This is a genomic window from Chromobacterium sp. IRSSSOUMB001, from assembly GCF_023507765.1.
Taxonomy (GTDB): domain Bacteria; phylum Pseudomonadota; class Gammaproteobacteria; order Burkholderiales; family Chromobacteriaceae; genus Chromobacterium; species Chromobacterium haemolyticum.
In genome coordinates this window covers 353,168-375,273 of record NZ_JALCYU010000002.1, presented here as the reverse complement: position 1 = coordinate 375,273, position 22,106 = coordinate 353,168, and the positions used below count along the sequence as shown (strand labels likewise).

Below are 22,106 nucleotides of genomic sequence, written 5' to 3'. Positions count from 1 at the left end.
CTGTTTCATCGCCGCTGACAAAACCCCTGATGCCGCGTTGCACCGACTTGTCGTACTTTAGTACTGCCTGCGTCGGTGCGCCTTGCCTCAGGTGCGCTAAGCGGTTTTGTTAGCGGCTCTTAATTCTTGGCCGTGGCCCGGGTCCCGGCCATTATTTATTGCTCGCGGCGCGTTTCGTCGCGGCAGGCGCAAGGCAGGGAGAATGCCATGTTTTTGCCTCAGGAAATCATTCGCAAGAAACGCGACGGCCAGGCGCTGTCGCAACAGGACATCCAGCAGTTCGTCGCCGGCATCACCGATGGCAGCGTGGCCGATAGTCAAATCTCCGCGCTGACCATGGCGGTGTACTTCAACGGCATGGCCCTGGAAGAAAACGTGCATATGGCGTTGGCGATGCGCGACTCCGGCCGCCGCATGCAGTGGAGTGACCTTAATCTGCCCGGCCCTGTGGTGGACAAGCACTCCACCGGCGGCGTCGGCGACGTGGTGTCGCTGATGCTGGGGCCGATGGTGGCCGCCTGCGGCGGCTTCGTGCCCATGATTTCCGGCCGCGGCCTGGGCCATACCGGCGGCACGCTGGACAAGCTGTCGGCGATTCCCGGCTACAATCCTTTCCCCAGCCCGGACGAGTTCCGCCGCGTGGTCAAGGAAGTGGGCGTGGCCATCATCGGACAGACTTCGGACCTGGCACCGGCCGACCGCCGCGTTTACGCGGTGCGCGACGTGACTGCGACGGTGGAGTCGGTGGCGATGATCACCGCGTCGATTCTGTCCAAAAAACTGGCCGCCGGCCTGGACGCCCTGGTGATGGACGTGAAGGCGGGCACCGGCGCTTTCATGCCGACGATGGAGAAATCCGTGGAACTGGCGGAACGCATCGTCAAGGTGGGCAACGGCGCCGGCGTGGCCACCAGCGCGCTGATCACCGAAATGAGCCAGCCGCTGGCCTGGACCGCCGGCAATAGCATAGAAACCCGCGAGGCGGTGCGTTACCTGAAGGGCGACGAGCGCAATCCGAGGCTGCATGAAGTCACCATGGCGCTGTGCGCCGAGATGCTGGTGGTGGGAAAATTGGCCAAGGACGAGGCCGAGGCGCGCGACAAGCTGCAGACCGCGCTGGATTCCGGCCGCGCCGCCGAGATCTTCGGCCGTATGGTGGCCGCGCTGGGCGGGCCGGCCGACTTCATGGAGAACTATGATTCCCATATGGCGCCGGCGCCCATCGTGCGCCCGGTGCTGGCCGAACGCGCCGGCTTCGTCGGCGGCATGGACACCCGCGGCATCGGCATGGCGGTGTGCGCGCTGGGCGGCGGGCGCCGCCTGCCCAGCGACGAGCTGGATTTCCGCGTTGGCCTGTCCCGCTTCGTCGAGCTGGGCCAGCGCATCGACGCCGGCGCGCCGCTGGCCTTTATCCACGCGGCCGACGAAAACAGCTTCGCCGACGCGGAGCGCCGCCTCAAGGCGGCGATCCAACTGGCGGACGCGGCACCTTCCGCGTTGCCGTTGGTCTATCAGAAGATTCGCCAGCAGTAATCCCGGAGCGGCAATATGAAACGAGCCATCATTCTCATTCTGGATTCGCTGGGCATCGGCGCCGCCGCCGACGCCCCGCAGTTCGGCGACGCCGGCAGCAACACGCTGGGCCACATCGCCATGGAGGCGGCCGCCGGCCGCGCCAACATCGGTCGCAACGGCGCGCTGACCCTGCCCAATCTATCCCGCATGGGCCTGGGTCACGCCTGCCGCTTGTCCTCCGGCTATTTTCCGGAGGGCATGGACCCGGCGGAGCCCGCGGCGGCCTACGGCTACGCGCGCGAGCTGTCCAGCGGCAAGGACACGCCCTCTGGTCACTGGGAAATCGCCGGCGTGCCGGTATTGTTCGACTGGGGCTATTTCAGCGACCACGACAACAGCTTCCCGCAAGAACTGCTGGACGCCATCGTCGCCAAGGCGGAACTACCCGGCTATCTGGGCAACTGTCACGCCTCCGGCACCGAAATCCTGGACCGGCTCGGCGAGGAGCATATGAAGAGCGGCAAGCCCATCTTCTACACCTCGGCGGATTCGGTGTTTCAGATCGCCTGTCACGAAGAAACCTTCGGCCTGGAGCGTTTGTACCAGTTGTGCAAGATCACCCGCGAACTGCTGGAGCCGTACAATATCGGCCGCGTCATCGCCCGTCCCTTCGTCGGCGAAGGCAAAGGCCAGTTTGTGCGCACCGGCAATCGCAAGGACTTGGCGGTGGAGCCGCCGGCGGCTACGGTGCTGGAAAAACTGGCCAAGGCCGGCGGCGACGTGGTGTCCATCGGCAAGATCGCCGACATCTACGCCCATGTCGGCATTACCCACAAGCACAAGGCCACCGGCTTTGACCAATTGTGGGACGCCACCCTGAGCGCGATGCGCGATCACCGCGAGCGGCCGGCCATCATCATGGCCAACTTCGTCGACTTCGACTCCAGTTACGGCCACCGCCGCGACACCGCCGGCTACGCCCGCGCGCTGGAGGAGTTCGACGCGCGTCTGCCTGAGGTGATGGCGGCGCTTGGCGACGACGATATTCTGATCCTGTCCGCGGACCATGGCTGCGATCCCACCTGGGAGGGCACGGACCATACTCGCGAACATATCCCGGTGCTGTGTTACGGCAAGAACGTGCCGGCCGGCTCCCTGGGCGAACGCGCCACCTTTGCCGACATCGGCCAGACCGTGGCGGCTCACCTGGGCCTGAGCCCCATGGATTACGGCCAGTCCTTCCTGTGAGACGCGGCTGAATGCAATACGCCTCGGCGTTGACGCGCCGGGGCTCTTTTGAATTTGGAGACTAAAGACGATGGCGACCCCACATATCAACGCCCAACCGGGCGATTTTGCCGAAACCGTGCTGATGCCGGGCGACCCGCTGCGCGCGAAGATGATCGCGGAAACCTTTCTGGAAGACGCCAAGCTGGTGACCACGGTGCGCAATGTGTTCGGCTACACCGGCACCTACCAGGGCAAACGCCTGTCGGTGATGGCTCACGGCATGGGCATTCCGTCCGCCAGCATATACACCACCGAGCTGATCAAGGACTACGGCGTCAAGAACATCATCCGCATCGGCTCTTGCGGCGCGGTGACGCCTGACATCAAGTTGCGCGAGCTCTTCGTCGCCATGGGCGCGTCTACCGACAGCAAGGTCAACCGCATGCGCTTTAACGACCACGACTACGCCGCCATCGCCGATTACGGCCTGCTGCGCGCCGTGGTGGACACCGCGGCGGAGCAGGGCAAGCCGGTGACGGTGGGTAATGTGTTCTCCGCCGATCTGTTCTACGGCGTGCAGCCCAATATGCTGGAAGTGTTGGACAAAATGCAGGTCAAGGTCATCGAAATGGAGCTTGCCGGCATCTACAGCGTGGCCGCGCAATACGGCGCGCGCGCGGTGGGCATTCTGACGGTGTCCGACATCATCCCCACTGGCGAGGCCACCAGCGCCGAAGAGCGTCAAACCACCTTCCGCGACATGATGGAAGTGGCTCTGGCCGCGGCGATCAAGCTGTAAGCGTTTGCCGATTGTCTGACAGCGCAACGGGGCCTTTAGGCCCCGTTTTGGCGCCTGGAGGCGCAGGAATTGAGATAAAAGACAAGTCCGCTCCCAGTTTGCCTTGCAGTGCGGTGGTGATTTTGCCATTGATTTAATAGTGGTTTTTGTATTTGTGACGTAAAAAGCCACGTTTTATAGTGCGATGCACAAAAAGCCTTGCAATGAAGCAAGTCTCTGCAGATAATGAAACCTGCATCAGGACGTGGCATGCAAAGTGTGCGTTTTGGTGTTGTCTCCTCCATCCTCCTTCTTTAGGTGGAACTTGGCGCAACAAAGCTAGATGTTGCGCTTTTTTTTTGCCCCGCCTCCGCCAAACCCTTCATTCCAACCGCATTTTCCCCTCTGCGGGAGCATCGCCGCCCGGTAGCCGGATTTCTGTTGTCTCACAAGGGTTTGACAGCTGGATCGGGGCTGTAATAGAATCCGTAACTTTCAAGAATTACGATGGAAGAGTTCCATGAAGACCTTTTCTGCCAAGCCGCATGAGGTTAAACGCGACTGGTTTGTGGTCGATGCCAACGACAAGGTTTTGGGCCGCCTCGCTGCTGAGATCGCCCGTCGCCTGCGTGGCAAACACAAGCCGGAATACACCCCGCACGTAGATACCGGCGATTTCATCGTCGTGGTCAACGTCGAGAAGCTGCGCGTTACCGGTGCCAAGGCACAAGACAAGAAGTACTACCGTCACTCCGGCTACCCGGGTGGTATCTACGAGCGCAGCTTCACCGAACTGCAAGACAAGTTCCCGGAGCGCGTTCTGGAAAAAGCCGTAAAAGGCATGCTGCCGAAGGGTCCGCTGGGCTACGCCATGATCAAGAAACTCAAGGTGTACTCCGGTTCCGAGCATCCGCACACTGCTCAACAGCCGAAAGTGCTGGAAATCTGATTTTAAGGCGTAGAAATGAACGGTAAATACTACTACGGCACCGGCCGTCGCAAGAGCTCCGTAGCTCGCGTGTTCATGCAAAAGGGCTCGGGCCAGATCATCGTCAACGGCAAGCCGGTTGATGAATATTTCGCCCGTGAAACCGGTCGCATGGTAATCCGCCAGCCGCTGGCGCTGACCGAAAACCTCGAATCCTTCGACATCAAGGTGAATGTTGTCGGCGGCGGCGAAACCGGCCAAGCCGGCGCGATCCGTCACGGCATCACCCGTGCGCTGATCGACTTCGACACCGCGTTGAAGCCGGCTCTGTCCGCTGCTGGTTACGTGACCCGCGACGCTCGTGAAGTTGAGCGTAAAAAAGTCGGCCTGCGCAAAGCTCGCCGCGCCAAGCAGTTCTCCAAGCGTTAATTCGCCGAATTCTGTTTTCAAGAAAACCGCCTGCGTTTGCCAGGCGGTTTTTTCTTTGTCTGTCGTTTTCCCGCTTCTCCCCTTTCATATTGCAAGGCAGCATCGCAGTGCCTACACTGTCGTTTTTGCGACGCTGTTTTATATAAAGGAATGGGCATGATCAAGGTGGGAATCGTCGGGGGCACCGGTTACACGGGTGTCGAATTGCTGCGCTTGCTGGCAGGCCATCCGTCGGCGCGCGTGACCGCGGTCACCTCGCGCAAGGAGGCCGGCATGAAGGTGGCCGACTTGTTTCCCAGCTTGCGAGGTCGCATCGATCTGGCGTTTTCCACTCCCGACGAAGCCCGGCTGCAGGACTGCGATGTGGTGTTTTTCGCCACACCCAACGGTATTGCGATGAACGAGGCGCGCGAACTGCTGGCCGCCGGCGTGCGGGTGGTGGACCTGGCCGCCGATTATCGGATCCAGGATGTCGCCGAGTGGGAAAAATGGTACGGCATGAGCCACGGCTCGCCGGATCTGGTGGCCGAAGCGGTGTACGGGCTGCCGGAAATCAACCGCGAGGCCATACGCGGCGCGCGACTGGTGGCGAATCCGGGCTGCTATCCGACCGCGGTACAGCTGGGCTTCCTGCCCTTGATCGAAGCCGGCGCGGTGGAGCTGTCCAGCCTGATCGCCGACTGCAAGTCCGGCGTGTCCGGCGCCGGGCGCAAGGCGGAAGTGGGCGCCTTGCTGGCCGAGGCCGGAGACTCTTTCAAGGCTTACGGCGTGGCAGGCCACCGCCATCTGCCTGAAATCCGTCAGGGCCTGGGCCGTGCGGCTGCTCAGCCTGTGGGGCTAACTTTTGTGCCGCACCTGACGCCGATGATACGCGGCATCCACGCCACGCTGTACGCGCGGTTGACGGCCGACGTTGATGTGCAGGCGCTCTTCGAGCGCCGCTACGAGGGCGAAGCCTTCGTCGACGTGCTGCCGGCCGGCAGCCATCCGGAGACGCGCTCGGTGCGAGGCGCCAATGTGTGCCGCATCGCCGCGCACAGGCCGCAGGGCGGCGACACCGTGGTGGTGTTGTCGGTGATAGACAATCTGGTCAAGGGCGCGGCGGGTCAGGCGGTACAGAACATGAACTTGATGTTTGGGCTGCCGGAACAGGCGGGGTTGGGCATCGTTCCCTTGCTGCCATGAGACACCCGCGCATGCGCGGAAAGAACTAGTTCGCTTGAAGACTCGCCATCGGCCCCAATATCCGACTAAAATAGTGGGTGAATGCCGCTCTGCCGGCTTGAGAAGGGGTTTGAGAAACCGCAGCGCGCGCAGCCAGGCCGCTGTGGACTGTTGGCGGGTTTCTCGAGGCCCCGGAACTGAATTGCGAGGTTTGACATGACTAATGCTGCAACTGAAATGCCGTCCCCGATCAACTTCAGCCAAAGCGCTTGTTCCAAGGTGCAGGAGCTGATCGCCGAGGAAGGCAATCCCGATCTGAAACTGCGCGTCTTCGTGACCGGCGGCGGCTGCTCCGGCTTCCAGTACGGTTTCACATTTGACGAAATCGCAAATGAAGACGATACCGCTATAGAGAGACAAGGCGTGACCTTCCTGGTGGATCCGATGAGCTACCAGTATCTGGTCGGCGCCGAGATCGATTACCAGGAAAGCCTGGAGGGCTCCCAGTTCGTGATCCGCAATCCGAACGCCACCACCACCTGCGGTTGTGGTTCGTCGTTCTCGGTGTGATCCGGACGCGGTAGAATACAGGCTCGGGCTATTGCCCGGGCCTTTTTTATGGGGACAACAAAATGAATAAGCTGCCACCCGTCGTCTTGCCGAAGATCGAATTCACGCGTGAATTCGCGTTTAGCGATGCCGACTTCGAGCGCATTCGCAAACTGATCTACAAGGAAGCGGGCATTTCGTTGAACCCGTCGAAGAAAGACATGGTTTACGGCCGCCTGGTGCGTCGCATTCGCGAGCTGAAGCTTCCCGGTTTCGCCGCCTACGTCGATTTTCTGGAGTCGATCAGCGGCAAGCGCGAGTTTGAACAGTTCGTCAACGCGCTGACCACCAATCTGACTTTCTTCTTCCGCGAAGAACATCATTTCCCGCTGCTGGCCGAGCATCTGAAGAAGAAAGCGACGGCAGGCGGAGAACTGGCGATCTGGTGCGCGGCGTCGTCCACCGGGGAAGAGCCATACTCGCTGGCGATCACCGCCTTGGAGGCGGTGCCGGGCGCGCGCATCAGCGTGCTGGCCACCGACTTGGACACCAGCGTGCTGGAAACCGGGCGCAAGGGCATTTACGCCGCCGACAAAGTGGCGCGCCTGCCGCCCGGTTACGCCGCGAAGTACTTCGACAAGCAGCCGGACGGCAGCTTCCAGGCCAAGGCCCAGCTGCGCAATATGATCACCTTTCAGCGTTTGAACCTGGTGGAGAGCAACTGGTCGGTTAAACGTCAGTTCGATGCCATTTTCTGCCGCAACGTCATGATTTACTTCGATCGCGACACCCAGTTTGGCGTGCTAAAGCGCTTTGCGCCGCTTTTGAAGCCGGACGGCCTGCTGTTCGTCGGTCATTCCGAGAATTTCTATTTCGCGTCGGACTATTTCCATCTGCGCGGCAAGACGGTTTACGAGCACGCGAAGAAGCCGTAACGGCAGATCGCGGCTGGCAAGGCTAATGGGCAAGCGGGTCTTGCCCATTGGCTTTTGTGGAGAGTCGATGAGAGTAGTTGTCCTAGGCGCCGGCGTCATCGGCGTATCCACCGCCTGGTTCTTGGCGGAGAGGGGCCACCAAGTGGTGGTGGTGGACCGTGCCAGCGGCGCGGCGAGAGAAACCAGTTTCGCCAATGGCGGCCAGATTTCGGTCAGTCAGTCCGAGCCTTGGGCCAATCCGCGCGCGCCGTGGAGGGTATTGAGTTGGCTGTTGCGCGATGACGCGCCGCTGTTGTTCCGGCCGCGGCTGGATGCGAGGCAATGGCGCTGGGGTTTGGATTTCCTGCGTGAATGCATGCCGGGGCGCAGCGAGCGCAATATGCGCCAGATGGTGGCGCTTGGCCTGTACAGCCGCGATACGCTGCGCGGCTTGCGCCGGGAATTGGGCATCGATTACCAGCAGTTGCAGCGGGGCATCCTGACTTTGCTGTTTTCGCCGGCGGAACTGGCGCAGGCCCGGAACGTCTGCGAACGGATGCGCGCGCTGGGTGTGGAAAAAAGCCTGCTGACGCCGCTGCAGGCGTTGGAGAGGGAGCCGGCCTTGGCGCGCATTCAGCCCAAGCTGAGCGGCGCGTGCTGGAGCCCGGACGACGAGTCCGGCAACGTGCATCTCTTCACCGTCGCTCTGGCCCAGGCCTGTGCGCTGCGTGGCGTGGAGTTCCGCTTTCAGACGCGGATCAATGCGCTGGAGTGCGCCGACGGCGCGGTGAGCGGAGTGTCCGTTACCGCCGCTGACGGCGCTTACGGGCGGATTGAGGCAGACGCCTATGTTTTGGCGCTGGGCTCTTATTCGCCATTGCTGGCGGCGCAGGCCGGTTTGCGCCTGCCGGTGTACCCGGCCAAGGGCTATTCCGCTACTCTGCCGATTCTGGATGCGGCCGCCGCGCCCTTGACCAGCATTACAGACGAGGCCCACAAGGTGGTGGTGTCGCGGCTGGGCAACGAATTGCGCATCGCCGGCACTGCTGAGCTATCCGGCTATTCCACCCACCTTGAGCCGAGGCGTTGCGATTTGTTGCTGCAGCGCGGCCGCGCCTTGTTCGGCGACGCTTGTGATTGGGAGCGCGCCCGTTTCTGGAGCGGCCTGCGGCCGGCCACGCCGGGCAATGTGCCGCTGATCGGCCCCAGCCGCTTGAGGCGTTTGTATCTGAATACCGGCCACGGCACCTTGGGTTGGACCGAAGGCGCAGGCTCCGGGCGCGCGCTGGCCGAGATCATCAGCGGCGAAACGCCAGCGTTGGATTTTGAGTTTTGCCGTGCTTGAGCGATAGGCTCAACTGAAGCGAGTCGATGCCCGACGCATGGTAAAATCGCGCCGATTCGGATTCCCATCGTCCGCCTCCGGCGGGCTAAGCCATTCATATCCAGGAAAGATCGTCATGCGTATCGGAACGCCGCAAAGTCGCAGTGCCGTCAGGGTGATGTTGTTGGGCAGCGGGGAGCTGGGCAAGGAAGTGGTGATCGCCTTGCAGCGGCTGGGAGTGGAAACCGTCGCCGTGGATCGTTACGCCGGCGCGCCGGCGATGCAGGTGGCCCACGCCAGCCATGTGATCGACATGTCGGACGCCGCGGCCTTGCGCCGGCTGGTGGAGCAAGTGCGCCCGCATCTGATCGTGCCGGAGATCGAGGCCATCGCCACCGACGAGCTGCTGCGTATTGAGGCGGATGGCCTGGCCGAGGTGATTCCCACCGCGCGCGCCGCCCACTTGACGATGAACCGCGAAGGAATACGCAGACTGGCGGCGGAGGAGCTGGGGCTGCCCACCTCGCCGTACGCGTTCGCGTCCAGTTTGGAAGAGTTGCAAGCCGCGATAGACGACGGTATCGGCTACCCCTGCCTGGTGAAGCCGGTGATGTCGTCCAGCGGCAAGGGGCAATCCCTGTTGCGCGGGCCGGAGGACGTGGCCAAGGCCTGGCAGTACGCCGCCAGCAGCGGCCGAGTGGACAAGGGCAGAGTGATTGTCGAGGGCTTCATCGATTTCGATTATGAAATCACTCAGTTGACCGTGCGCGCGACGGACGAGGCAGGCGGCATCGCCACGCATTTCTGCGCGCCGGTCGGTCATTTGCAGCGCAGCGGCGATTACGTGGAAAGCTGGCAGCCTCAGCCTATGAGCGAGTTGGCCTTATTGCGCGCGCGCGAGGTGGCCAAGGCGGTAACCGATGCGCTGGGCGGCCGAGGCTTGTTTGGCGTGGAGCTATTCATCAAGGGCGATCAGGTATGGTTCTCCGAAGTGAGCCCGCGGCCGCACGACACCGGTTTGGTGACGCTGGCGACTCAGCGCTGGTCCGAATTCGAACTGCACGCGCGGGCCATTCTGGGGCTGCCGGTGGACGCCGCGTTGTTTAGCGCCGGCGCCTCGGCGGTGATATACGGCGGCCTGGACGAGGCGGGCATCGCCTTTGACGGCGTGGATGCCGCCTTGCGAGTGCCGGGGGCGGACTTGCGTTTATTCGGCAAGCCGGAAAGTTATTTGAAGCGCCGCATGGGCGTGGCTCTGGCTACGGCGGACACGGTGGAACAGGCCCGCGAACGGGCCAGAACGGCGGCCGCGCTGGTGCGGCCGACGACGGGGAATAAAGCGTGAGCGATGAAGTGCGGGAAATGACGCCCTATCAATTATTGGGCGGCGAAGGCGTGGTGCGTTGGTTGACTGACCGTTTTTACGACATCATGGATAGCGATCCGGCGGTCAAGCCGCTGCGCGATATGCACCCGCAGGACCTGAGCGGTTCGCGCCAGAAGCTGTTCATGTTCCTGTCCGGCTGGCTGGGAGGCCCTTCCTTGTACATGGAAGCCTTTGGTCATCCGCGGCTGCGCATGCGCCATATGCCTTTTGCGGTGGACGAGGCGGCGCGGGATCAGTGGATGTCCTGCATGAGCCGCGCGGTGGACGAACTGGTGGCCGAGGATTGGCTGAAACAAAAGCTGATCGAGGCTTTCCATAACACCGCCGATTTCATGCGCAATCAATAAAAAACTTGCAGCCGGCGCGCCAGTGTCCATGATGAGAGGAGGTTCTCGCATTTCATCTGGCGGAGATGGAGCGCATGGCGTGCAAGTTGTTGATATTGTGGCTGGGCTTGTGGGGATGCGCGGGCGTTGCTGAGGCGTGTCTGCCGCAAGCCTGGGCTTGCGCCTCGCCGTCCGACGAGGGGGTCAAGTCCGCGCCTCGGAGCGTTGGCAAGGACATCGCCATCGGTGGTTTGCGCTTTGAGCGCGAAGCGGTCAGCAACCGTCTGTCGCTGTCCCCTGTGCTGGACCTGAACAAGCAAGCTCAGCTGTCCTTGCGTTTGACGCCCAAGCAGTTTGGCCTGCGTTTGAAAGTGAACACCGACTGAGGCCCGCAGCCGCCTCAGCTTCCTGACAGCGGCGGAATCGAGTAGGTGCCGGTGACATGGGCCACCGGTTCTTCCAGCTCGGCCGACAACAGCAAGACCTCTCCCACCGCCAACCGTTTGCCCAGCTTCAGGATGCGGCCTTCCGCAATCACGTCCGCCGGCGGCGGCTTACGCAGGAAGTTGATGTTGAGGCTGGTGGTGACGGCCAGCTCCACTCTGCCTATCATCCCCAACACTACTGCGTACAGCGTGGCGTCGGCCAGCGCCATCAGGGCGGGCCCGGCGATGGTCCCGCCGGGCCGGATCAGGTCCGGGTTGAAGTGCATGCGCAACACCGCGCCGCCGTCGGCAATGGACTCGGTCCGAATGCCGAACAGGCGGACCAAGGGCAGTTCCTGATCGATCAGGCTTTGGAATTCCGGGACGGATAGACGAGGCATGGGGCGCTCCGGCGCTGTGATGTAAACATCATCAAGCGCCGGGGCCCGGACGTCAATGCCCGGAGCTTGGACTCAGCGCGGGCGGTGGCCGCGTTCGATCAGGACGCCGACGCGTTTGACGCCGGGCAGAATGCCCAGCTTGGTAACCGATACCCTGGCCCAAGGCGCGCCGAAGTCCTCGCGGATCACCTTGGCGATGTACTCCGCCAGCGCTTCCAGCAGCAGGAAATGCTGCTCCGCCAGCGCCTTGCGCAAGCGCTCCACCACGACACCGTAATGTATGGTGTCGCCGATATTGTCGCTGTGACAGGGCGCTTCGCTGGGAATGCCGATTTCCAGGTCGATTTCAATGGTTTGCGGGGCTTTCCGCTCCCATTCGTAGACACCGATAATGGTGTCGGCGCGCACTTCGCGCAGGAATATGATGTCCATCAGTTTGTCTGGGAGTTGGGGTTTGCCGCCCGATACCGTAAAATCCGAAGCCTTCTATTCTAATGGATACACCATGACCACGACAGCTTTTGCCTTTGTTGTTGCGGCTTATCTGATTGGCTCGCTCTCGTTCGCGGTGATTGTCAGCAAGGCCATGGGCATGGCCGACCCGCGCAGTTACGGCTCCGGCAACCCGGGCGCCACCAATGTGTTGCGCAGCGGTAAAAAGCTGGCGGCGGTGCTGACCTTGCTCGGCGACGGGGTCAAGGGCTGGGTGGCGGTAGCGTTGACCGCCTGGTTCGGCCCGCAATACGGCCTGGGCGAGCAGGCTATCGCGATGTCGGCGCTGGCGGTGCTGATCGGCCACATGTGGCCGGTGTTCTTCGGTTTCAAGGGGGGCAAGGGCGTGGCCACCGCGGTGGGGGTATTGCTGGGCTTTAGCCCGTGGCTGGCGCTGGCGGCATTGGCCACCTGGTTGTTTGTCGCTTTCGTGCTGAAAATCTCCTCGCTGTCCGCCATCGTCGCCTGTGTGCTTACACCGGTATACGCTTACTTCATTGTCGGGCCGCAAAGCGTTTATTTCGGCAGCTGCATCATCATCGCCATTCTGGTGGTGCATCGCCATAAGTCCAATCTGATCAAGCTCCTGACGGGACAAGAGGACAAGATAGGCGGCAAGGGCACCGACAAGAGCTCCTCCTGAACGGTGTTCCGCCAAACATAAAGGCCGTCAATTGCGACGGCCTTTTGTTTTTGAGCAGCCAGGATCAGCCGTCGGACAGCACCCGCAGGTGGGCGGCCACGCTGCGGCCCAGCGCCGACAGGTCGTAGCCGCCTTCCAGCACCGACACCACGCGGCCGTCGGCGTAGAGATCGGCAATCTGCATCAGGTGGCGGGTCACCCACTCGTAATCGGCCTCCACTAGCCCCAGAGAGCCCATATCATCTTCGCGGTGGGCGTCGAAGCCGGCGGAGATGAACAGGATCTGCGGCTGGAAGTCGTGCAATAGTGGCAGCCAGACCGTCTCCACCGCTTCGCGGAACTCGCGGCCGCCGCTGCCTGCCTTCAGCGGCACATTGTGCATGTTGGGGCCCAGCGGCGCGTCGCCGCAATAGGGGTAGAACGGATGCTGGAAGACGGACACCATCAGCACCCTGGGATCGTCGCGCAGGATTTCCTCGGTGCCGTTGCCGTGATGGACGTCGAAGTCGATCACCGCCACCCGTTCGAACTGATAGTGGGACAGCGCGTGGGTGACGCCGATGGCCAGATTGTTGAAGAAACAGAAGCCCATCGCCTTGCCGCTTTCGGCGTGGTGGCCAGGCGGGCGCACCGCGCAGAAGGCGTTGGGCGCCTTGTCCTCGGCCACCAGCTCCACCGCTTTGACCACGGCGCCGGCGGCGCGCCGGGCGGCTTGCAGCGTGCCGGCGGACATCGCGGTGTCCGGATCCACGCGAAAAGTGCCTATGCTGGGAGAGCAGGACTCCAGATATTCGAGATAGTGCGGAGGATGCACGCGCGCCAGTTGTTGTTCGGTGACCTCCGGCGCTTCGATTTCCTGCAGCCCGTCCAGTATCTGCGAGGCCATGAGCTGGTCGCGGATGGCGATCAGGCGCTCCGGGCATTCCGGGTGGCCCACGCCCATATTGTGCTGCAGACAGTCCGGGTGGGTGATGTAGGCGGTGAGCCCAGAGCGTTGCAAGCGATTTTTCAGCCAGGTCAACACGTGCGATTCCTTGTTGCGTACAATGGGCGCGGGATATGTGATATCGATAAATAGTGCGCGTAAGCGGGTGCAAATGCAATCTCTCTCCATTGCGTATCGTCAACTGAATCAGCTGATCCTGGGCAAGCCGCAGGCGATTCGCCTGGCCTTGACCTGCTTGATCGCTCGCGGCCATTTGCTGATCGAGGACGTTCCCGGCGTGGGCAAGACCACGCTGGCGCACGGCCTGGCCGGGGTGCTGGGCCTGGAGTACCGTCGGGTACAGTTCACCAGCGATCTGCTGCCTTCGGACATTCTGGGCGTCAATATCTACCAGCGAGATTCCGCCTCCTTCCACTTCCATCAGGGGCCGGTGTTTTCCCAGGTGCTGCTGGCCGACGAGATCAATCGCGCGTCGCCCAAGGTGCAATCCGCCTTGCTGGAGGCGATGGAAGAGCGCCAGGTTTCGGTCGACGGCGCGACCTATCCCTTGCCCGAGCCCTTCTTCGTCATCGCCACCCAGAACCCGGCGGAACAGGCCGGCACCTTCCCCTTGCCGGAGTCGCAGCAGGACCGCTTCCTGATGCGCATTTCGCTGGGCTATCCGCCGCGCGAGGCCGAACTGGCCTTGCTGCAAGGCGAAGACCGCCGTCAACTGCTGGCTCAACTGGTGCCGGCCTTGCGTCCCGGCGACTTGGTCGCGCTGCAGCGTCAGGCCGCGCAGTTGACCGTGAGCCCGGCCTTGGCCGGCTATGTGCTGGCTTTGGTGGAGGCCACGCGCCGGGACAGCCGCTTCGCCTCGGGGCTGAGCCCGCGCGCGGGTTTGGCGCTGGCGGCCGCGGCGCGCGCCTGGGCTTTGCTGGAAGGGCGCGATCACGTGTTGCCGGAGGACGTGAAAGCGGTTTTTCCCAGCGTAGCCGGCCATCGCCTGTTAGGCGGCAATGGCGGCGACGCCGCCAGCGGCCTGCTCGCCCATGTTCCCATCCCTTGATCCGCGCCGCCGTCTGCGGCAATGGATGCTGCGCCGCGCGCAGCCGCAGCCGCAGTGCCGGCTGGAACAAAACCGGATCTATCTGTTGCCCACCCGTTTTGGCCTGACGCTTGGCCTGGTGGCGCTGGCGGTGTGGATAGGCGCATTGAACTACGACGTCAGTCTGGCCTACGCCTTATCGTTCTGGGTGGCCGGCTTGCTGCTGGTGGCGGTGCTGCTGGCTTACCGGCAATTGGCCGGTCTGCAGCTGCGCGCGCTGGACGCGGAGCCCGTCTTCGCTAGCGATGCCGCGCGTTTTCGCGTGTTGCTGCGGCATGAGGACGACGGCGAGCGTCAACTGAGCTTGGCGCTTGAGGATGGCGTGGAGACCCGGATTGAACGGCTGCCCGGCGGCGCGGAGTTCGAGGTGGAACTGAGCGTCTGCGGCAGCCGGCGCGGTTATATGGCTTTGCCGGCCTGTCAGATCTGGAGCGAGGCGCCGTTTGGTCTGGTGCGCGCCAGCGCTTGGGTCAGGCTGAGGGCTCAGGCGCTGTTGTTTCCCGCCCCTCTGCAGGACGGCCAGCGCGGCCGCAGCCTGGGCGGCGGCGATCAGCCCAGCGATCAGCCGGGCGAGGAAGAGGACTTCTCTCATCTGGACGCGTATCGAGTCGGGGATTCGCCGCGCCGCATTGCCTGGAAAGTGCTGGCGCGCAGAGGCGCGTTGGTCAGCAAGCAATTTGCCGGGGAAGGGCGCGCCGGCTTGCTGGCTTTGGATTGGCAGGATTACGGCCGTGGCGGCGACGTGGAGCTCAAGCTGTCGCGCTTGGCTTGGCGCGTCGAGCAATGCGAGCGCCTGCGCCAACCTTATGTGCTGAAGCTGCCGACACGCAGCGTGGGCCCGCAACCGCAACAGCGTTTATTGGCGCTGACGGCCCTGGCTTTGTATCTGGAGCGCGGCGATGAGCGTCCCTGATCGCGGCAGGGTGTGGCCGACGCTGGCGGCGGTAGCCCTGAGCGCCGCGCCGCTATGGTTGCATCTGCCGTTCTGGCTGGTCGCCTTGGCCTTTGCCTTATTGCTGGGAAAGGCGGTCTTGGTCTGGCGGCGCAGAGCGCCTCCGGCGTTCTGGTGGCTGTTGCCGCCGCTGCTCTTGGCCGCCTGGCTGTCCTGGCGAACGCTCGGCACTTTGGTGGGGCGAGAGGGCGGCGTCGGCATTTTGCTGCTGCTGCTGGGCTTCAAGGCGCAGGAGTGCGCTCAACTGCGGGATTGGCGGGTGTTGATCGCCCTGGGGGTGTTTCTGGCCGCCATGCCCTTGCTGTTTGATCAGTCGCCGGTGGCTGCGGTCTGGCTGGCTCTGAGCCTGTTGGCGCTGACCGGCGCGATGGCGGCGCTGGAGGGCGCGCCGTGGCGAGGCAGCCTGCGTTCGGCCGCGTCGGCCTTAGGCCTGGCGCTGCCCTTGATGCTGGTCTTGTTCGTAGTCATGCCGCGGCTATCCGGCCCGCTGTGGAGCATGCCCAGCGAACCGGGCAGGCAGGCGGTCAGCGGTCTGGGTGACAGTTTGGCGCCGGGCAGCGTCAGTCAGCTGATTCTGAGCCGGGAGCCGGCGTTTTCCGTTGTGTTCCCGCAGCGGCCGCCGCAGCGGGCGCAGATGTACTGGCGGGTCTTGTTGCTGGACCGTTTCGACGGCAGCCGCTGGAGCGGCGGCGAGGCGCGCGGCGAGGCGGAGGAGAGCGTCAGCGGCGGCGAGGCGGTGGAGTACGCGATCACGCTGGAGCCGGACAAGGGGCGCGTGCCGGCGCTGGATGTGCCGCAGCCGGGCGAGGGCGCGTCAAGTTTGCGATACGGCATGGTGTTGCGCGGAGACGGCAAGGACAGAAGGACGCAGCGCTTTTACGCCGTCAGCCGCTTAGGCGCGCGCTACCAGGCGGTTTTGTCCGACGCCGAGCGAGCGCTTTACCTGCGCTTGCCGCCCGGCAATTCCCGAGCGCGCGCTTGGGCGAGAGAGTTGGCGGCGAGCGGGGAGGGCGCTTTCGTGCAGGCCGCCTTGCAGGCGTTTCGAAGTCAGGGCTTTCGCTACACGTTGAATCCGCCGTTGTTGGACCAGCAAGACGAGATCGATCAATTCCTGTTTTCCAGCCGGCAAGGTTTTTGCGAGCATTACGCGTCGGCATTGGCATTTCTGGCGCGCGCCGCCGGTATGCCGGCGCGGATTGTCGTCGGTTATCAGGGCGGCGAATACAACCCGGTGGGGCGTTTCTGGCAAGTGAAGTCGTCCGACGCTCACGCTTGGGTGGAGATTTGGCTGGCGGGGAGCCGACAATGGTTGCGCGTCGATCCCACCGGCGCGGTGGCGCCGCTGCGTCTAGCGGACGGCGCGGAACAAGCTGTGCCGGCGTTGAAGGAAGGCGGGGTGACGGGCCTGCCGCCGGCCTGGTTGCGTAATTTACGTCAAAACTGGCAAGCGGCGGGCTTTGCCTGGCAGCAATGGGTGGTGGGCTACGACGCCGCTCGGCAGCGTAACGTGTTTCAACGCTTGGGGCTGGGGGAAGGCGTAAGCGCGACCAGCGTATTGCAGGCTTTGTTTGTCGGCGTCTTGCTGGCGGGGCTGCCCTTGGCTTGGTGGTGGCGGCGGGGCCGCGGGCGAGAGGAGCCGATGGCGCGGGGATGGAGGCTGCTGTTGGAGCAACTGCGCCGGCGCCGGATTGAGGCCAGCTCTTGCGATGGTCCTTTGGAGTTGCTGCGCCGCGCCAAACCCGGTTTGGCGGATGCGGAATACCGACAGCTGAAGGCGCTGGTGAATGATTACGTGGCCTTGCGCTATCGTTCGCGCGCCGTAGACGCCGCTCGGCATATGGACTGGCTGCGCCGCTGCCGCCGTTTTCGTCTGGCGCGCAAATAACGAAGCCCCCGGGAAACCGGGGGCTGCTGGCGGCGAATGACGCTGTCGCGAGCTACAACAGAAAGTCCTTGGAGATGCCCTTGCGGCGCAGGATGCGGCGTAGTTGTTCCAGGCCTTCAATCTGGATCTGGCGCACGCGTTCGCGGGTCAGGCTCAGTGCGGCGGCCAACTCTTCCAGCGTGCAGATCTCGTAGCCGTTGAGGCCGTAGCGGCGCTCGATCACCAGTTTTTGCTTCTCGTTCAGTTGGCCCAGCCATTCATGGACGAAGTGTTCCAACTGGCTGTTGTGCAACTGGATTTCCGGCTCGTCATGCTGCTCGTCCGGAATGGACTCGCCGATCGACAGCATCGGGTCGATATCCAGCGGCGCGTCCAGCGAGGCCATGCGCTCGTTGAGGTTCATCACCTTGCGCACATCGTCCACCGGCTTGCCCACCAGATGGGCGATTTCATCCAGCGTCGGCTCGCGGCCGATCTGGCTTTCCAGGTGGCGCGAGGCGCGTAGATAAACGTTGAGCTCCTTGATCACATGCACCGGCAGGCGGATGGTGCGAGATTGATTCATGATGGCGCGTTCTATGCTCTGGCGAATCCACCAGGTGGCATAGGTGGAGAAGCGGAAGCCGCGCTCCGGATCGAACTTCTCCAGCGCGTGCATCAGACCGATATTGCCTTCCTCGATCAGATCCAGCAGCGCCAGGCCGCGGTTGATGTAATGCTTGGCGATGTTCACCACCAGCCGCAGATTGTGTTCGATCATCTTTTGCCGCGCTTCGAACTCGCCGGCCACCACGCGGCGGGCCAGAGCCAGTTCTTCCTGCGGCGTCAACAGAGCGTTGTTGCCGATATCGTTGAGGTAGATTTGGGTGACGTCGGCAACTTCTTCGTATACCGGCTGCGCTTCGCCGACTTCCTCTGCCTCCACTTCAGCAACGGCTTCCTCATTGCTTTCCTCGTCGAGAATTTCTTGCTCTTCGAGAATGTCGAGTTCGCTACTCATGTTCTACCCCCGTCTCTTTCTGATCCTGGACGGGGGCCCCGGCCGCCCGTCAGGACTTATGGTCAAGGTACTGCATCGGATCCACCGGTTTACCGAGGCGGCGGATTTCAAAGTGCAGTTTCACTTGGTCGGCGTCGGAATTGCCCATTTCGGCAATCTTCTGCCCTCGCTTGACAGACTGGCCCTCCTTTACGAGCAACTGGCTATTGTGGGCGTAGGCCGACAGGAAGGATTTATTGTGCTTGATGATGATCAGCTTGCCGTAGCCGCGCAGGCCCGTGCCGCTGTACACCACTTTGCCGTCTCCCGCCGCCAACACCGGCTGGCCGCTACGGCCGCTGATGTCTATGCCCTTGCTGCTATCGGAATACCCCCGGATCATCTTGCCTTCGGTAGGCCATAGCCACGGCACCGCGTCTTCGTCCGCTTTCGCCGCGGGCTTGCTGGCCTCTGGCTTGCCGGACGGCGTCGCCGCCGGGGCTTCGGCCTTGGCCGGAGCGCTTGCCGCCGCCGGCGAGCCGGCGGAGCTGATCGGGGCTTGAGCGTTCTTGTTGTTGCCCGGTCCACCCTCGCTCTGGGCGGACAAGGATTTTGCTGCTTCTGCGCTATAAGGCAGTTTCAGGGCTTTGGGGTAGGCCTTGACACCGCCAGCTTGGACAGTTGCGCTTTCCACCGGAGCGCTTGACTGGGCCGGCGCGGCGGCCGCCGTCGGCTGGCCGGCGCTGGCCGCCGGGGAGGCGTCTCCGCCGGGCGGGGTCAAGCGCAGCACTTGTCCTACTTTGATATTGTTGTCCGGCAGGTTGTTCCAGGCCGCGACATCCTTGTATTTCAGGCCGTTGTTCAGGGAGATGCGGAACAGATTCTCCCCCGGCTGAACCACATGGGTCTTTTCTCTTGTTGTCGCGCCCGCTGCCGAGGCGGAACCTATCGGCGCGGCGGACACTCCTCCGTTATCTTGGTACGGCGTTGCCACCGCCGCACCGCTGCCGGTTGTAGCGACGGGCGCCGAAGGCGGCGCGTTGCGAGTGGCGGCAGGTGTTGCGCTTTCCACGGGGGCCGGCTGCTGGACGATGCTGCTGCATCCGCTCAGAGCGATGCCGATCGAGGCCGTGAATATATATGCATAGCTGCAATGCATTTTTAGCATACTTTTGTTTTTTATAGTCTGTTTAAGTGATTTGATAAATTGTCGGACAAAGAAACTGTTGTGTTTTTGCAGTTTTAACTGCGTCCGGCAAGCAAGGGTACGAATTTCACCGGGTCCAGCCGGCTTTTCTGCAGGCCTTGCGCGGTTTTCTCTATCAGCCACAAGTACTGTTCCTCTTCGCCTATCGGCATGATCATGCGGCCGCCGTCGTTGAGTTGTTCGACCAAGGCCTGGGGAATGTTGCGCGCGGCGGCGGTCATGATGATGCCGTCGAAAGGCGCGGCCTCGGCCAGGCCGAAGTGCCCGTCGCCGTGAACCAGGCGGGCGTGTACCAGCTTGGCGGCGCGCAAATTGCGTCTGGCTTTGTCAAGAATGACGCCCAAGCGTTCAATGGAGTAGACCTCGGCGCCGGTCTTCAGCAGCACCGCGGTCTGGTAGCCGCAGCCGGTGCCGATTTCCAGAACCTTGCCCGGCTTCTTGCCATTCAACAGGATTTCCGTCATCCGCGCCACGGTGAAGGGCTGGGATATGGTCTGGCCGTGGCCTATGGGCAGCGACACGTCGTCATAGGCGCGGGTGGCCAGCGCCTGGTCTACAAACAGGTGACGCGGCACGTCCGACATCGCGGTCAGCACGCGTTCGTCGGCCACGCCGTTTTGGCGCAATCGCTCGACCATGCGGCGTCGGGTGCGGTCGGAAAGCATGCCGTAGGCCGGCTGGCCCGGCGTCAGCTGTGGTGTAGCCATGTTTTGATTCCGTCTAGTTGGCCATAGGCGGTTAAATCCAGCATCAGCGGCGTCACTGAAATATCGTTGTTGGCCAGCGCGCCGAAATCCGTGCCCGCGCCGGCGTCCTGCACGTTGCCGACCGGTCCTACCCAGTATATCGTCTCGCCGCGCGGATTCTGAGACTTGATCACCGGCTGCGCGCAGTGGCGGCGGCCCAGGCGGGTGACGGTCAATTGGCCCAGCGCTTCCGGGGCGATGTCGGGCACATTGACGTTGAGCAGCACCGGCTCGCGGAACGGGGTCCGTTTGCAGCGTTCCACCAGTTGATCGACGACCAGCCCGGCGCTGGCGAAGTGCTGGCCGCTATAGCCCGCCAGCGACACCGCGATGGAGGGGATACCCAGCATGAAGCCCTCGGTGGCGGCGGCCACGGTGCCGGAGTACAAGGTATCGTCGCCCATATTGGGGCCGTGGTTGATGCCGCTGAACACCATGTCCGGTTTGAAGTCCAGCATGCCGGTCACGGCGAGGTGCACGCAGTCGGTGGGAGTGCCGTTGACGTAGTGAAAGCCGTTGGCGGCCTTGCGCACGGTCAAGGGGCGATCCAGGGTCAGGGAGTTGCTGGCGCCGCTGCGGTCCCGCTCCGGCGCGACAATGACGACTTCGCCATGGCGGGACAGGGTTTGCGCCAGCATGGCCAGTCCCGGAGCGAAATATCCGTCGTCGTTGCTGATGAGAAACTTCATGCTGTCTTTCTATTGTTTTGGCCGGCAAAGGTGGCCCGGCTGATTGTATCGCTCCAACGATGACGCGGAAAAGTCCGGCGTGGAAGACCGATAAACAAAACCCGCCGGTGGGCGGGTTGGGGAAGGCGGCTCAGGCGTAATAACGCTGGCTGAATTCCAACATGCGCTCGATCGGCAGCCGCGCCGCGTCCATTTGCTCCCGGCTGAGGTAGTCGATGCGCAAGCCCACGCCCTGTTGCGCGCGCTTCACCGCTTCTATGGTGTTCATCTTCATGTACGGACAGGAGTTGCATTGGCAGCCGGCGTAGATCGGCGCCTGGCGCAGGTCCAGATCTGGGCGGGCCAGGCCCATGTTGTAGAGGATGCCGTCTTCGGTAGCGACAAAGATCACCGCGTCGGAGCTGCCGGAGAATTGCTTGACCCAGTTGAGCATGCCGGAGGTGGAGCCTACATAGTCGGCCTTCTTCAGCACCGGCAGCGGGCTTTCCGGGTGGGCGATCAGATATTTTTCCGAGCCGGCAACCGCGAAGGCCTCGTCCAGCGCCGCTTCGTTGAATTTGTCGTGCACTTCGCACACCGCGGACCACAGCGGCATGTTGTAGCCGTACTGGTAGTTGAGGTAGCCGCCCATGTTGCGGTCCGGCGAGAAGATCACTTTTTTGCCTTCGGCGTACAGGTGGGCAATGATGTCGTCGACATTGCGGCTGGTGACGATCCAGTCGGACAGCGCTTTATGCTCGGCGCTGGAGTTGATGTAGGACACGTGCACGTGATCCGGGTGCTGCTTGCGCCATTTGGCCAGCGCGCCGACGTCGGTCTGGGTCACCAGCGAGCAGGTGGAGCCCGCGTCGGGCAGAATCACTTCCGCCTGGGGATTGAGAATTTTCGCGGTTTCCGCCATGAAGCGCACGCCGGCAAAAACGATGATGTCGGCATTGGCTTCCTTGGCGTACAAAGAAAGCTCCAGGCTGTCGCCAACCTTGTCGGCCATTTGCTGGATTTCAGGCTGGGTATAGTAATGAGCAAGCGTGACGACGCGTTTCGTCATGATGGATCGACTCCCGCCGCCATCCGGCCTCTGTTGGTGCAAGGGCGCGTGGCGACTTTGTG

24 protein-coding genes are annotated in these 22,106 nt (G+C 62.8%); 16 read left to right on the top strand and 8 right to left on the bottom strand.

What is annotated here, in order from left to right; translation table 11 throughout:
• The first annotated feature begins 207 nt into the window (after positions 1-207).
• The 12 genes from deoA (at position 208) to MOV80_RS03815 (ending at position 10,930) form a co-directional block, all read left to right on the top strand.
• A complete protein-coding gene (gene deoA / locus MOV80_RS03870) occupies positions 208-1,533 on the top strand; it encodes a thymidine phosphorylase (protein WP_019100355.1) in 1,326 nt (441 codons plus the stop codon).
• A gap of 15 nt (positions 1,534-1,548) precedes the next feature.
• Complete coding sequence (locus MOV80_RS03865; protein WP_019100356.1) at positions 1,549-2,763, top strand: phosphopentomutase; 1,215 nt, start codon at positions 1,549-1,551, stop codon at positions 2,761-2,763.
• A gap of 70 nt (positions 2,764-2,833) precedes the next feature.
• Entirely contained in the window at positions 2,834-3,544 is a 711-nt protein-coding gene (gene deoD / locus MOV80_RS03860; RefSeq protein ID WP_043632219.1) for a purine-nucleoside phosphorylase, read from the top strand.
• A 499-nt stretch (positions 3,545-4,043) separates the two neighbouring features.
• Positions 4,044-4,472: a 50S ribosomal protein L13 gene (rplM, locus tag MOV80_RS03855; RefSeq protein WP_019102901.1), complete on the top strand. Its 429-nt coding sequence runs from the start codon at positions 4,044-4,046 to the stop codon at positions 4,470-4,472.
• Between the two features lie 15 nt (positions 4,473-4,487).
• A complete protein-coding gene (rpsI, locus tag MOV80_RS03850) occupies positions 4,488-4,880 on the top strand; it encodes a 30S ribosomal protein S9 (protein ID WP_019102900.1) in 393 nt (130 codons plus the stop codon).
• Between the two features lie 156 nt (positions 4,881-5,036).
• On the top strand, positions 5,037-6,065 hold the full coding sequence (argC, locus tag MOV80_RS03845) for an N-acetyl-gamma-glutamyl-phosphate reductase (protein ID WP_019102899.1): 1,029 nt from the start codon (positions 5,037-5,039) through the stop codon (positions 6,063-6,065).
• A 216-nt stretch (positions 6,066-6,281) separates the two neighbouring features.
• Positions 6,282-6,614 carry an iron-sulfur cluster insertion protein ErpA gene (gene erpA / locus MOV80_RS03840; RefSeq protein ID WP_019102898.1) on the top strand — a complete coding sequence of 111 codons (333 nt, stop codon included), beginning with the start codon at positions 6,282-6,284 and terminating at the stop codon, positions 6,612-6,614.
• A 62-nt stretch (positions 6,615-6,676) separates the two neighbouring features.
• Positions 6,677-7,528 carry a CheR family methyltransferase gene (locus MOV80_RS03835; protein WP_019102897.1) on the top strand — a complete coding sequence of 284 codons (852 nt, stop codon included), beginning with the start codon at positions 6,677-6,679 and terminating at the stop codon, positions 7,526-7,528.
• A 67-nt stretch (positions 7,529-7,595) separates the two neighbouring features.
• Complete coding sequence (locus tag MOV80_RS03830; RefSeq protein ID WP_019102896.1) at positions 7,596-8,852, top strand: D-amino acid dehydrogenase; 1,257 nt, start codon at positions 7,596-7,598, stop codon at positions 8,850-8,852.
• Between the two features lie 109 nt (positions 8,853-8,961).
• Positions 8,962-10,176, top strand: coding sequence for a formate-dependent phosphoribosylglycinamide formyltransferase (gene purT / locus MOV80_RS03825; RefSeq protein ID WP_200123058.1), 1,215 nt, complete (start codon positions 8,962-8,964; stop codon positions 10,174-10,176).
• Positions 10,173-10,565 carry a group II truncated hemoglobin gene (locus tag MOV80_RS03820; protein WP_231138240.1) on the top strand — a complete coding sequence of 131 codons (393 nt, stop codon included), beginning with the start codon at positions 10,173-10,175 and terminating at the stop codon, positions 10,563-10,565. The genes purT and MOV80_RS03820 overlap by 4 nt, the downstream gene beginning before the upstream one ends.
• A gap of 74 nt (positions 10,566-10,639) precedes the next feature.
• A complete protein-coding gene (locus MOV80_RS03815) occupies positions 10,640-10,930 on the top strand; it encodes a hypothetical protein (RefSeq protein WP_146176145.1) in 291 nt (96 codons plus the stop codon).
• A 14-nt stretch (positions 10,931-10,944) separates the two neighbouring features.
• Here the strand turns inward: MOV80_RS03815 and MOV80_RS03810 are convergent, their stop codons facing one another.
• Complete coding sequence (locus MOV80_RS03810) at positions 10,945-11,370, bottom strand: PaaI family thioesterase (RefSeq protein WP_081554369.1); 426 nt, start codon at positions 11,368-11,370, stop codon at positions 10,945-10,947.
• Between the two features lie 72 nt (positions 11,371-11,442).
• Positions 11,443-11,802, bottom strand: a complete 360-nt coding sequence (locus MOV80_RS03805; protein ID WP_019102891.1) for a dihydroneopterin aldolase — start codon at positions 11,800-11,802, stop codon at positions 11,443-11,445.
• 73 nt (positions 11,803-11,875) lie between these two features.
• Between MOV80_RS03805 and plsY the strand changes: the two genes are divergently transcribed.
• Positions 11,876-12,505 (top strand): glycerol-3-phosphate 1-O-acyltransferase PlsY, encoded by a 630-nt coding sequence (gene plsY / locus MOV80_RS03800; RefSeq protein ID WP_019102890.1) that lies wholly within the window; start codon positions 11,876-11,878, stop codon positions 12,503-12,505.
• Positions 12,506-12,569: 64 nt separating this feature from the next.
• On the opposite strand, the gene MOV80_RS03795 is transcribed toward plsY, so the two are convergent.
• Entirely contained in the window at positions 12,570-13,529 is a 960-nt protein-coding gene (locus MOV80_RS03795) for a histone deacetylase family protein (RefSeq protein WP_019102889.1), read from the bottom strand.
• 73 nt (positions 13,530-13,602) lie between these two features.
• Here MOV80_RS03795 and MOV80_RS03790 point away from each other — a divergent pair, with 73 nt between their 5' ends.
• Genes MOV80_RS03790 through MOV80_RS03780 form a run of 3 tightly spaced genes read left to right on the top strand, consistent with a single transcriptional unit; the run spans position 13,603 to position 17,375 of the window.
• A complete protein-coding gene (locus MOV80_RS03790; protein ID WP_019102888.1) occupies positions 13,603-14,499 on the top strand; it encodes an AAA family ATPase in 897 nt (298 codons plus the stop codon).
• Positions 14,483-15,451, top strand: coding sequence for a DUF58 domain-containing protein (locus MOV80_RS03785; protein ID WP_249604846.1), 969 nt, complete (start codon positions 14,483-14,485; stop codon positions 15,449-15,451). The genes MOV80_RS03790 and MOV80_RS03785 overlap by 17 nt, the downstream gene beginning before the upstream one ends.
• On the top strand, positions 15,438-17,375 hold the full coding sequence (locus MOV80_RS03780) for a DUF3488 and transglutaminase-like domain-containing protein (protein ID WP_249604845.1): 1,938 nt from the start codon (positions 15,438-15,440) through the stop codon (positions 17,373-17,375). The genes MOV80_RS03785 and MOV80_RS03780 overlap by 14 nt, the downstream gene beginning before the upstream one ends.
• Positions 17,376-17,427: 52 nt before the next feature.
• Here the strand turns inward: MOV80_RS03780 and rpoS are convergent, their stop codons facing one another.
• From rpoS to nadA, 5 genes are all read right to left on the bottom strand, one after another.
• Positions 17,428-18,375: an RNA polymerase sigma factor RpoS gene (rpoS, locus tag MOV80_RS03775; protein ID WP_019102885.1), complete on the bottom strand. Its 948-nt coding sequence runs from the start codon at positions 18,373-18,375 to the stop codon at positions 17,428-17,430.
• Between the two features lie 49 nt (positions 18,376-18,424).
• Positions 18,425-19,684: a peptidoglycan DD-metalloendopeptidase family protein gene (locus MOV80_RS03770; protein ID WP_232060505.1), complete on the bottom strand. Its 1,260-nt coding sequence runs from the start codon at positions 19,682-19,684 to the stop codon at positions 18,425-18,427.
• Complete coding sequence (locus MOV80_RS03765) at positions 19,597-20,268, bottom strand: protein-L-isoaspartate(D-aspartate) O-methyltransferase (RefSeq protein WP_019102883.1); 672 nt, start codon at positions 20,266-20,268, stop codon at positions 19,597-19,599. The genes MOV80_RS03770 and MOV80_RS03765 overlap by 88 nt, the downstream gene beginning before the upstream one ends.
• Complete coding sequence (surE, locus tag MOV80_RS03760) at positions 20,250-20,996, bottom strand: 5'/3'-nucleotidase SurE (protein WP_019102882.1); 747 nt, start codon at positions 20,994-20,996, stop codon at positions 20,250-20,252. The genes MOV80_RS03765 and surE overlap by 19 nt, the downstream gene beginning before the upstream one ends.
• 130 nt (positions 20,997-21,126) lie before the next feature.
• Complete coding sequence (gene nadA, locus MOV80_RS03755) at positions 21,127-22,044, bottom strand: quinolinate synthase NadA (RefSeq protein ID WP_107732801.1); 918 nt, start codon at positions 22,042-22,044, stop codon at positions 21,127-21,129.
• Positions 22,045-22,106 lie beyond the last annotated feature (62 nt).